Source organism: Pigmentiphaga sp., from assembly GCF_019689535.1.
Taxonomy (GTDB): Bacteria; Pseudomonadota; Gammaproteobacteria; order Burkholderiales; family Burkholderiaceae_B; genus Pigmentiphaga.
Window position 1 is genome coordinate 1 of the sequence record NZ_JADGHH010000135.1, and the last position, 9,739, is coordinate 9,739.

8 protein-coding genes are annotated in these 9,739 nt (G+C 66.1%); 3 read left to right on the plus strand and 5 right to left on the minus strand.

The annotated features are described in order from the left end of the window. Positions 1-264 precede the first annotated feature (264 nt). Positions 265-2,016 carry an ATP-binding protein gene (locus IRZ12_RS12185; protein WP_296468775.1) on the plus strand — a complete coding sequence of 584 codons (1,752 nt, stop codon included), beginning with the start codon at positions 265-267 and terminating at the stop codon, positions 2,014-2,016. Next, positions 2,013-3,392: a sigma-54 dependent transcriptional regulator gene (locus IRZ12_RS12190; RefSeq protein WP_296468777.1), complete on the plus strand. Its 1,380-nt coding sequence runs from the start codon at positions 2,013-2,015 to the stop codon at positions 3,390-3,392. Before IRZ12_RS12185 ends, IRZ12_RS12190 begins: the two co-directional genes overlap by 4 nt. 42 nt (positions 3,393-3,434) lie before the next feature. Here IRZ12_RS12190 and fabI read toward each other — a convergent pair whose 3' ends face one another. The 3 genes from fabI to gloB all read right to left on the minus strand — a co-directional run bounded on the left by fabI (position 3,435) and on the right by gloB (position 6,922). Beyond that, positions 3,435-4,229, minus strand: a complete 795-nt coding sequence (gene fabI, locus IRZ12_RS12195; protein ID WP_296468779.1) for an enoyl-ACP reductase FabI — start codon at positions 4,227-4,229, stop codon at positions 3,435-3,437. An 88-nt stretch (positions 4,230-4,317) separates the two neighbouring features. Then, entirely contained in the window at positions 4,318-5,871 is a 1,554-nt protein-coding gene (locus IRZ12_RS12200) for a LysM peptidoglycan-binding domain-containing protein (RefSeq protein WP_296468781.1), read from the minus strand. 250 nt (positions 5,872-6,121) lie between these two features. Next, positions 6,122-6,922, minus strand: a complete 801-nt coding sequence (gene gloB / locus IRZ12_RS12205) for a hydroxyacylglutathione hydrolase (protein WP_296468788.1) — start codon at positions 6,920-6,922, stop codon at positions 6,122-6,124. Between the two features lie 43 nt (positions 6,923-6,965). On the opposite strand from gloB, the gene IRZ12_RS12210 reads away from it, so the two are divergent. Continuing rightward, complete coding sequence (locus IRZ12_RS12210) at positions 6,966-7,751, plus strand: class I SAM-dependent methyltransferase (protein ID WP_296468790.1); 786 nt, start codon at positions 6,966-6,968, stop codon at positions 7,749-7,751. 98 nt (positions 7,752-7,849) lie between these two features. Here IRZ12_RS12210 and IRZ12_RS12215 read toward each other — a convergent pair whose 3' ends face one another. Both IRZ12_RS12215 and IRZ12_RS12220 read right to left on the minus strand, forming a co-directional pair. Further along, complete coding sequence (locus IRZ12_RS12215) at positions 7,850-9,022, minus strand: NADH:flavin oxidoreductase/NADH oxidase (RefSeq protein ID WP_296468783.1); 1,173 nt, start codon at positions 9,020-9,022, stop codon at positions 7,850-7,852. A 40-nt stretch (positions 9,023-9,062) separates the two neighbouring features. Further along, positions 9,063-9,739: GntR family transcriptional regulator (locus IRZ12_RS12220; protein ID WP_296468785.1), on the minus strand; the 677-nt coding region annotated here is incomplete at its 5' end.

Genomic DNA, 9,739 nt, shown 5'->3' on the forward strand with positions numbered 1-9,739 from the left:
TTGCAATCCCCATGCCGGGCGAGGTGAGGAGGTCGTTTCTTCTAACCTATTGATTTAGTTAAAGAAAATTTTTTCAGGCCGGCTTCATTCCATGCCGGATGTGCGGATTTCCGCCCAATGGCAAGAAGGGAGTGCGATAATTCGCACAACGGCCTCTCCGAGATGTCTTCCTTTTCCACTCCTTTTTCTCCTAGCGTTCCCGCGCCCACCTTGGCGGGCCACCGCCGCGCGTGGATCCTTTTTGCGCTTGCGGGCGCTGCGGTCTTGCTCGTTGCCTTGTGGGGCGCCGGGCACGTCGGTCGCAAGCAGGCGCATGCCGACCTATTGGACGACGCGAGCGCTGCCGCTGCCCTCAAGGTCACGCTGTTGACGAGCGAGCTCGACAAGCAGCGTTCGCTTCCTTTCGTGCTGGCGCAGGATTCCGAAGTGAAAGGTGCGCTGCTGTCTGGCGATCCGGCAGGCTATCAGGCGTTGAACTTGAAGTTCGAGGCCCTGAGCCGGGACACGGGGGCTGCCGTCATCTATTTGCTCGACCTGAGCGGGACGGGCGTAGCCGCCAGTAACTGGAATCTGCCGGCGAGTTTCGTCGGTTCGAATTTCGCCTTCCGCCCTTATTTCCAGGGAGCTGTCCACGCGGGCCGCTCCGAGTACTTCGCCTTGGGCAATGTCAGCAATGAGCCCGGCCTGTATCTCGCGCGCCGGCTCGAGCAAGACGGCCGCCCGCTGGGCGTGATCGTGGTCAAGGTCGAGTTCGGCACGGTCGAAGCGGGCTGGCGCAAATTCCCGGCGCCTGTATTCGTCACCGACGAGCGCGGCGTGGTGTTGTTGTCGTCTGTCGAATCATGGCGCTTCCTGACTGAAAGGCCGCTTTCTCCCGAAGAGCGGGAGGCGCTGCGGACGAGCCTGCAATTCGGCGACGCGCCGTTGACGCCGCTGCCCCTCCGCCCGGACTCGGCCGGCCGGGTGACGGTGCAGCTTCCAGGGCGCGACGAAGAACCCTTCCTCCACGTGCAGGCCCCGGTACCGGGGGAGCCATGGCAATTCCATCTCCTGAGCGCGACGGGCGAGGCCACCGAGCGCGCCGTGGCGGATGCCCGCCTGAAGGCCGCGCTGGCCGTGCTATGCACGCTGCTTGCGGCGGGCATTTGGATGCACAGGCGGCATCGCATCCAGGATCGCGTGCGCGCGCAGGAAGCCATACGCCAGGAGTTGGAGTCCCGCGTGGCGGCGCGCACGCGGGAGCTGCGCGAGGCCAATGCACAATTGCGTGCCGAGATGGAAGACCGGCAGCGGGCCGAGGCCGAGCTGCACTCGTTGCAGGAGGAGCTCGTCCAAGCCAACAAACTGGCTTTCCTGGGGCAAATCACCGCCGGCGTCGCGCACGAAATCAACCAACCGGTGGCGGCCATCCGGAGCTATGCCGACAATTCGGCGGTGTTCCTGGAGCGAGGCGTCCTGGATCGCGTGCGCGGCAACATGGCTGCGATCGCTGCGCTGACTGAGCGGATAGGCGTCATCACCAACGAGCTCCGCACTTTTTCCCGCAAGAGCGCCCCGGTGGCGGACGGCCGCGTTCCGGTGGAGGTCGCCATCGACGGCGCGCTGACCTTGGTGGGGTTTCAGTTGCGCCGTCGCGGCATCGCGCTTCACCGCTCGGCGTCCGAGCCTGGGCTGGCCGTGAAGGCGGAGCGGGTTCGCCTCGAGCAAGTGCTGGTGAATCTCCTGCAGAACGCGATCGATGCGCTTGAGCAGGCTGCGGAGCCCCGGATCACGGTGAGCGCCTATCGGGATGGTTCCCGCGTCGCACTCGTCGTGGCCGACAACGGCCCGGGCCTTCCCGAGAGCATCACGGCATCGCTGTTCACGCCTTTCCAGACGACTAAGCCGCGCGGCCTAGGCTTGGGCCTGGTGATCAGCCGGGACATCGTGGCCGATTTCGGCGGCTCGCTGTCGGTCCAGTCCCAGCCCGGATGCGGCGCCCGTTTCACCATTCACCTTCCCGAGGCCACCTCGTGAACGCCGATCGTTCCTCCGTTCCCCCGAAGCCGTCTACCGCTCCCGTCAACCGCGTACTGTTCGTGGATGACGACCCCGCCATGCGCGCGGCCAATTTGCAGACGCTGGAGTTGGCCGGGTTCGACGTGGAGGCCGCCGGCGGGGCAGCCGAGGCGCTGGAGCGGGTATCGGCCGATTTCCCAGGGGTGGTGGTGACCGACGTGCGCATGCCCGTCATGGACGGCCTGGAGTTGTTTCGCCGCCTGCGCGAAAAGGATCCCGACCTGCCAGTGATTTTCATTACCGGCCACGGCGATGTGGACATGGCCGTGGCGGCCATGCACGACGGCGCCTACGACTTTCTCGCCAAGCCCTATCCGGCCGAGCGGCTGGCGACGACGGTGCGCAACGCGCTGGACAAGCGCCGCCTGGTACTGGACAACCGCCGGCTTACGCGGCTCGCGCAGGAAGCGGGCGAGAACTTGCCCTTGATCGGCGAAGCACCCGCCATGCAGCGTCTGCGCAAGACCCTGCGGCACCTGGCGACTGCGGACGTAGACGTGCTGGTGCTAGGCGAGACCGGCGCTGGCAAGGAAGTCGTCGCCCAGGCGCTGCATGCCTGGGGCGCGCGCCACGCTCATCCTTTCGTCGCGCTCAATTGCGGGGCGTTGCCCGATACGGTCCTGGAAAGCGAACTGTTCGGCCACGAGGCCGGGGCCTTCACCGGCGCACAGCGGCGGCGGGTTGGCCGCATCGAGTACTCGAGCGGCGGGACGCTGTTCCTCGATGAAATCGAGAGCATGCCCCTGTCGGCCCAGGTCAAGCTCTTGCGCGTGCTGGAAACGCGAACCGTTTCGCCACTCGGGACGAACGAAGTGCGGCCCGTGGACTTGCGCGTCGTGGCCGCGACCAAGGTGGACCTCAGCGATCCTGCCCAGCGCGGTACGTTCCGGGCAGACTTGTTTCATCGACTGAACGTCGTGACGGTCAGGGTGCCGCCCTTGCGGGAGCGCAGGGAGGACGTCCCGCTCTTGTTCGCCTATTTCGCGTCCCAGGCCGCTGCGCGCTTCAAGATGGAGCCGCCGGCGGTCACGCCCGCCGTCCGTCATCATCTACGCACGCATGCCTGGCCCGGCAACGTGCGCGAACTCATGCACTACGCAGAGCGCGTGGTGCTGGGCATCGAGGAAACGGGAGAGGACGATGCGCCGCAGCAGGCTTCCCTGCCTGAGCGGGTGGAGCGCTATGAGGCGGAACTGATACGGGAAGCGTTGGCGCGGCACCGGGGCGACGTCAAAGCCACCTTGCAGGCCCTGGGCATCCCGCGCAAGACTTTCTACGACAAGCTGCAGCGGCACGGGATCGACAGGAGCGCCTTCGTGCCACGGGAAGGCTGAGGGGAGATTGCGGCCCCGGCCGGAGCCGCAAGATGCGAAAGATCAGCCTATGCCGGGGACGACCGTCGAGAACCCGGCGTCGACGTGCGTCACCTCGCCCGTGATGCCCGCTGCGAGGTCCGAGAGCAGGAAAGCCGCCACATTGCCGACGTCGTCGATGGTGACGTTGCGGCGCAGGGGGGCGTAGGTTTCCACGAAATTCAGGATCTTGGAGAAATCCTTGATGCCGCTTGCCGCCAGCGTCTTGATGGGGCCGGCCGAGATGGCGTTGGCGCGGATGCCGCGGGGGCCGAGCGAAGAGGCGAGGTAGCGGGTGGCGGCCTCGAGCGCGGCCTTGGCCACGCCCATGGTGTTGTAGTTGTCTACCACGCGCTCCGCGCCGAGGTAGCTCAGCGTCAGCACCGCGCCCGGGCCCTTGCCCTCGGGACCTTGCAGCAGGGGCAACGCAGCCTTGGCCATGGCGGGGAAGCTATAGGCCGAGATGTCGTGGGCGATGCGGAAATTCTCGCGCGTGAGGCCGTCGAGGAAGTCGCCGGCAATCGCTTCGCGCGGCGCGAAGCCGATGGCGTGCACCAGGCCGTCGAGCTTGTTCCAGGTCTTGCCGAGCTCCGCGAATGCGGCTTCGATCTGGGCGTCTTCCGCGACGTCGCAGGGGAAGACCAACTGGCTGTCGAATTCGGCTGCAAACTCGGTGATGCGATCCTTGAAGCGTTCGCCCACGTAGGTGAACGCGAGTTCCGCGCCTTCGCGGCGGCAAGCCTTGGCGATACCGTAGGCAATGGAGCGATTGGACAGCACCCCGGTGACCAGGATGCGTTTACCGGCGAGAAAGCCCATGTTCGGAGGGTTCCTGTGAAACGAGTAATCAATAGCGAGAGTATACGGCCCGCCCGCACGCTGCTGCGTGCCGGCGGGTGCCTCCGCCTCACCCCCTGACGCCCGTGCCGGGTATTTGCAGGGTTTGGCCGACGTTCAGCGAGGAGCCCTTGATCCGGTTCAGCGAGCGCAGCTGATTGACCGAGGTGCCGTATTTGCGGGCGATGGAGCTGAGCGTTTCTCCCTTGCGGACCTTGTGCGTGCGCACGTTCGCCTTCGCCGCCCGGCTCCCGGTGGCAGACGCCCGCATGGGGGTCGGGCCGGTGCTCGCCACCAGCGTCGGTTCGGCCTGTTTGCCGGTCGGGACCATCAGGATGTCGCCCGCGCCGATTTTCGAGCGCGAGCCCAGGCCATTGGCCCGGCGCAGGGTGGCGACCGAGGTGCCGTATTTCTTTGCCACGCTGGCCAAGGTTTCGCCGCGCTGCAGCTTATGGGTATGCCAGGACGACAGCGCGCCGTTGTACGCCCGGAGGTTGGCCTCGAAAATGCCGATGCGGTCAGCCGGCAGCAGCAGCGTCGGCTCGTCGCTGCCGAGGATGACGCCGCGGTTGAACGAGGGATTGAGCGCCTTGAATTCTTCCAGCGGCATTTCCGCGAGCTGCGCGGCGAGCTTGACGTCGATGTTCCGGCTCTTGGTGATGGTGACGAAGTACGGCTGGTTCTCGATCGCCGGGAGCGAGATCTGGTAGGCCTCGGGATCGGAGATGATGTTCTTGATGGCCTGCAGCTTCGGGATGTAGTTGCGCGTTTCGTCGGGCATGTCGAGCGACAGGTAGTCGGTCGGCAGCCCGCGCGCGGCGTTCTTCTCCATGGCGCGCTTGACCGACCCTTCGCCCCAGTTGTAGGAGGCGAGCGCCAGGTGCCAATCGCCGTGGAAGTCGAACAGGTACTGCAGATAGTCCATGGCCGCCTTCGTGGAGGCGATGGGGTCCCGGCGCTCGTCGCGCCACCAGTCCTGCTTCAGGTTGAAGCCGCGTCCTGTAGCCGGGATGAATTGCCACAGGCCCGAGGCCTGCGACCGCGACAGCGCCCAAGGGTCGTAGGAGCTTTCCACGAAAGGCAGCAGCGCGAGCTCCGTGGGCATGCCCCGCTGGTCGATTTCTTCGACGATGTAATAGAGGTATTTGCCGGCGCGTTCGGCCGAGCGCCGCAAGTAATCGGGGCGCGACGCATAGAAGTTCTCCCACTCTTTGACCAGCGGGGTATCGATGTTCGGCACCGCGAAGCTGCGGCGGATGCGGGTCCAGATGTCAGGCGGCTGGACCGTCAGGTCGACCGTGGCGGGCTGCAGTCCTTCATCGCTGGAGGCGCGGGCCAGCGGAGCGTCGATGCGGCGTCCCGTCCCATGCGCCGCATCCGCCGCGCGGGCGGTGCGTTGGGACGAAAATCCCGCCGGCGCGGGCTGGTGCGCGGCAGCATCGATCGCGCCGGGCTGGGCGACCGGCGCCTGGCCGGCGGTGCCGGAAGCTGCCGGGCCCTGCACCGAGGCGCAACCGGCCAGGGCCATCACGCACCCGGCGAGCAGGGGACTGAGCGAAGAGGCTGGACGGCCAAGAAGGACGCCCGCCCGCAGATTCCATAGGCCGCGGGGGCGCAATTGCATGTTGATGTTGTCCTTGACCACGTGCCTCGCTTGGCCTCGTCAACGGGGAGACGGGGCCAGGGGAGACAGTTTCAAAAAATTAAGGAGCCGCAGGCTCTTCCAGGTTGGCCAGGAGGCCTCCGGCCACGGGAATGATGGGGTATTTAGCGCGGCATAGTACGAACCGGCAGCAGCCCTCGTCAACCCGTTTTTACAACTTCACGGCTTTTGGCAGCGATTGCAAACAGATGGGAGCAAGATGCGCACAGCTCTACCGGAAATGGTTTTTCCACTCGCGGAGCGCAGCGAAGACCTCCACCTCATCCGCCAGCGGCTTGCCGGCGTGGGCCGCCGCCGCCGCCGCGACCTGGGGATGCGCCGTGCGCAGGAAGGGGTTGACCTGCCGTTCGAGACCCAAGGTCGTGGGAACGGTGGGCTGGTCGCGATCCCGCATTTGGCCGGCCTGCTCATGCCATTCGCGAAGTGCGGCGTTGTCCGGCTCGACGGCGCGCGCCCAGGCCAGGTTGGACAGCGTATATTCGTGCGCGCAGTAGACGCGGGTCTCGTCCGGCAGCGCGGCCAGCTTCGCGAGCGATTCATGCATTTGCCGCGGCGTGCCCTCGAACAGGCGTCCGCAACCCGAGGCGAACAGCGTGTCGCCGCAGAATACGAGCGGCTCGACGCCTCCCGCCCGCCCGGCGTACGCGATGTGGCCTGCCGTGTGGCCAGGCACGTCGAGGACTTCCAGGTCCAGGTCCAGCTCGGGCAGGGTCACGCGGTCGCCCTGGGAGAGCCGGCGGTCGCAATGGGGCAGCTTCTCGCTAGCCGGGCCGAATACGGTGGCACCGGTTCGTTCGACCAACTCCAGGACTCCACCGACATGGTCCTTGTGGTGATGAGTCAGTAGAATGGCACGAAGCTGCACCCGCTGCTGCTGCAGCGCCGCCATGACAGGCGCGGCGTCGCCCGGATCCACGACGGCCGCCAGCGTACCTTGCCTGACCAGCCACAGATAATTGTCATTGAAGGCAGGGATACCGCTAATTCCCGCTCTCGTCCCGGCATCGTGGATGCCGGCCGAATGCTTGCTTTCTTTCACCGAGTCTTTCATTTCGATGCTGCCGTCTGACGTCCAGGACACTCCGATTGTAGAACTAGCTGCGTGGTTGGCGACCGACCCCGGCCGCCATGCCCTGGCTTGGGAGCAGGAGCGCCTCGACGAGGCAGTCTCCGACGTGTTTGGCTTCCATGCCATGCAGGCGGGATTGGCCGAGCTGGATGCCTTGCGCGCCAATCGCATGCCGTTCAAGGGGTACGTCGCCGGGGCCATGCCGACCGAGGTCCAGCGACAGCGCTGGAACGCTTTCGTGGTTGCCGACGTGGAGGCCTTGCCGTTCGATACGCAAAGCTTGGACCTGCTGGTGTTGCCCCACACCCTCGAGTGTTCGTCCGATCCGCACCAAGTCCTGCGGGAGGCTGAACGCGTGCTCATCCCGGAAGGCCGCCTGGTGATCACCGGATTCAACCCCTGGAGCCTGTGGGGTGCCGGGCGCATGCTCGGGCGCGGCCGTCCATTCTTGCCGGCCGGCGTGCAGCCGTTGTCGCCGGTGCGTTTGAAGGATTGGCTGAAGCTTTTGTCGTTCGAAGTGGAAAGCGGCCGCTTCGGGGTATATGCGCCGCCGTGCCGGACGGACAAATGGCTGCGCCGATACGCTTTCATGGAGCGCGCGGGAGAGCGATGGTGGCCCGTTTGCGGTGGGCTTTACGTCGTTTCCGCCGTCAAGCGCACCGTTGGCATGCGCCTCATCGGGCCAGCTTGGAAAACCCACAAGGCGCCGCGGCGGGCGGCGGTGGCAGCGGCCCGCAGGCAGGCGAGCGCCGAAAAAAGCCGTCTGCCGTAGCTCCCGCAAAAGACTGTCGTCTGGTCCCGGTGCGGTCCTGCCGAACTTGTTCCAGATGGCAAGCAGCGACTCCCGGGACCGGACGGAAGGGGCGCCGCTTAGCGCTGCTGGGCGTTGGCGGCCAGCGCGAGCGTTTCTGCGCGTCGCTGCAGCCACCACGCGTAGTTGCGAGGGAGCAGGTTGTGCGGGTTGGGTACGCCCAGCGTGGCTGCCGCATGCACGGCCCAGTTCGGGTCCCACATCATTTCGCGCGCCAGCGCAACGAAGTCGCAATCGCCCGCTTGCAAATAGCCTTCGGCTTGCTCGGCTTCGCGGATCAGGCCCACGGCCATGGTCCGGATGCCAACCTCCCTGCGGATGCGGCTCGCGAACGGGACGTGATAGCCCGGCACGCGAGGCACGACGTGCAGGGTGAGCGGACCTTCGATGCCGCCCGAGGAGCAGTCGAAAACGTCTACGCCGCGCTCCTTCAGGCGGGCGGCCAATACCACCGTGTCATCCATGCTCCAGATGCCGCCCCGTCCGTCCACGCACGAACCGCGGAAAAACAGGGGCCGGTCGGCCGGCCAGACGGCGCGTACGGCTTCGACGAGCTCCAGGCAGAAGCGCATGCGTCCTTCAATGTCGCCGCCGTATCCGTCAGTGCGATGGTTGGTGATGGGGGACAGGAACTGCTGGATGATGTAACCGTGCGCGCCGTGGATCTCGCAGATGTCGAAGCCGGCATCGAGGGAGCGCTTGGCAGCGTCGACGTGCAGCTGGATCACGTAGCGGATGTCGTCGTGGTCCATTTCCTTGGGAACCATGGCCCCTTCCTTGAAGGGTATGGGGCTGGGCGCCAGGCCCGCCCAGGGCGGACGGCCCACTTTCGCATCCTCAGGGCCCAGCGGCGCGAAGCCGTCCCAAGGTGCGCGCGTGGCGACTTTGCGGCCCGCGTGTCCCAACTGGATGGCGGAGGCCGCGCCTTGGCTGCGGATGAAGTCAGTGATGCGGCGCCAAGCCTTGGCCTGGGCGTCGGTGTAGATGCCCGGGCAATCGTAGGTCTTGCGAGAGCGTTCCGAAACCGAAGTTTCCTCGCAGAAGATGATGCCCGCGCCGCCGGTCGCGAATTTGCCCAAGTGGACCAGGTGCCAGTCGGTGGGGCAGCCGTCCACGGCACTGTATTGGGACATGGGAGAGACGACGACGCGGTTCTTCACGGTCAGCCCGCGCAAGGTGATCGGCTGGAACATCAAGGGAAGCTTGGCGGTGTCATTCGCGGTGTCGGTCATGATGGGTTCACTCATGGAAGGGGGTGGGGCCAGCAAGCGCTCAGCGCTTGAGAAGACGGGAAAGAACGTTGGCCAAGGTCTTGTCGAGGTGATCGGCCATGGCCTGCCGCGCGCGTGCGGCGTCACCGGCGGACAGGGCCTCCAGCAACGCCAGGTGCTGGGCCACGGAGGCACGGAAGTCCTGTGGCGCCGGAGGCGTTGCGAACAGCATGGACTTGCGGCGCAGCTCCTCGATCAGCTTGGCCATGGTTTCGTTGCCGCACGCGGCGCAAATGGTGCGATGTAGTTCGAGGTCGAGCGACACGCGCTCATGGTTGTCGGGGTGTTCCTCTTCGGCCAGCTGGGTCAGGCGTTGGCGCAGGTCGTCGACCGTGGCGGGATCGATGGAGCCCGCAGCGAGCGCGGCCGCCTCTGCCTCGAGTACCTTGCGGATCTTGAGCAGGTCGAGGAATTCTTCGAGCGTGATGCGGCGCACCTCCAGCACGCCGCGATTGCGGCGGATGAAGCCTTCTCCCTCGAGCCGTCGCAATGCTTCACGCAGCGGCGTGCGCGACACGCCCAGCTGCAGCGAAAGCTGGCGCTCTGATATCGGCGTGCCGAGCGGGATCTCATGCTTGAGGACCATGTCGTAGAGTTGCGCATGGACTCGTTCGACCAGCCCTCCCGGCTCTGGGGCGGCAGGGGCGCTTGCGTCGAGCGTCTCGGGTTCCTGTACCG

Coding starts and splice junctions, on each gene's coding strand:
- fabI (WP_296468779.1), bottom strand. CDS start 4,229: ATGGGCTTTCTCGCCGGTAAACGCATCCTGGTCACCGGGGTGCTGTCC.
- IRZ12_RS12200 (WP_296468781.1), bottom strand. CDS start 5,871: ATGCAATTGCGCCCCCGCGGCCTATGGAATCTGCGGGCGGGCGTCCTT.
- IRZ12_RS12210 (WP_296468790.1), top strand. CDS start 6,966: ATGCTGCCGTCTGACGTCCAGGACACTCCGATTGTAGAACTAGCTGCG.
- IRZ12_RS12215 (WP_296468783.1), bottom strand. CDS start 9,022: ATGACCGACACCGCGAATGACACCGCCAAGCTTCCCTTGATGTTCCAG.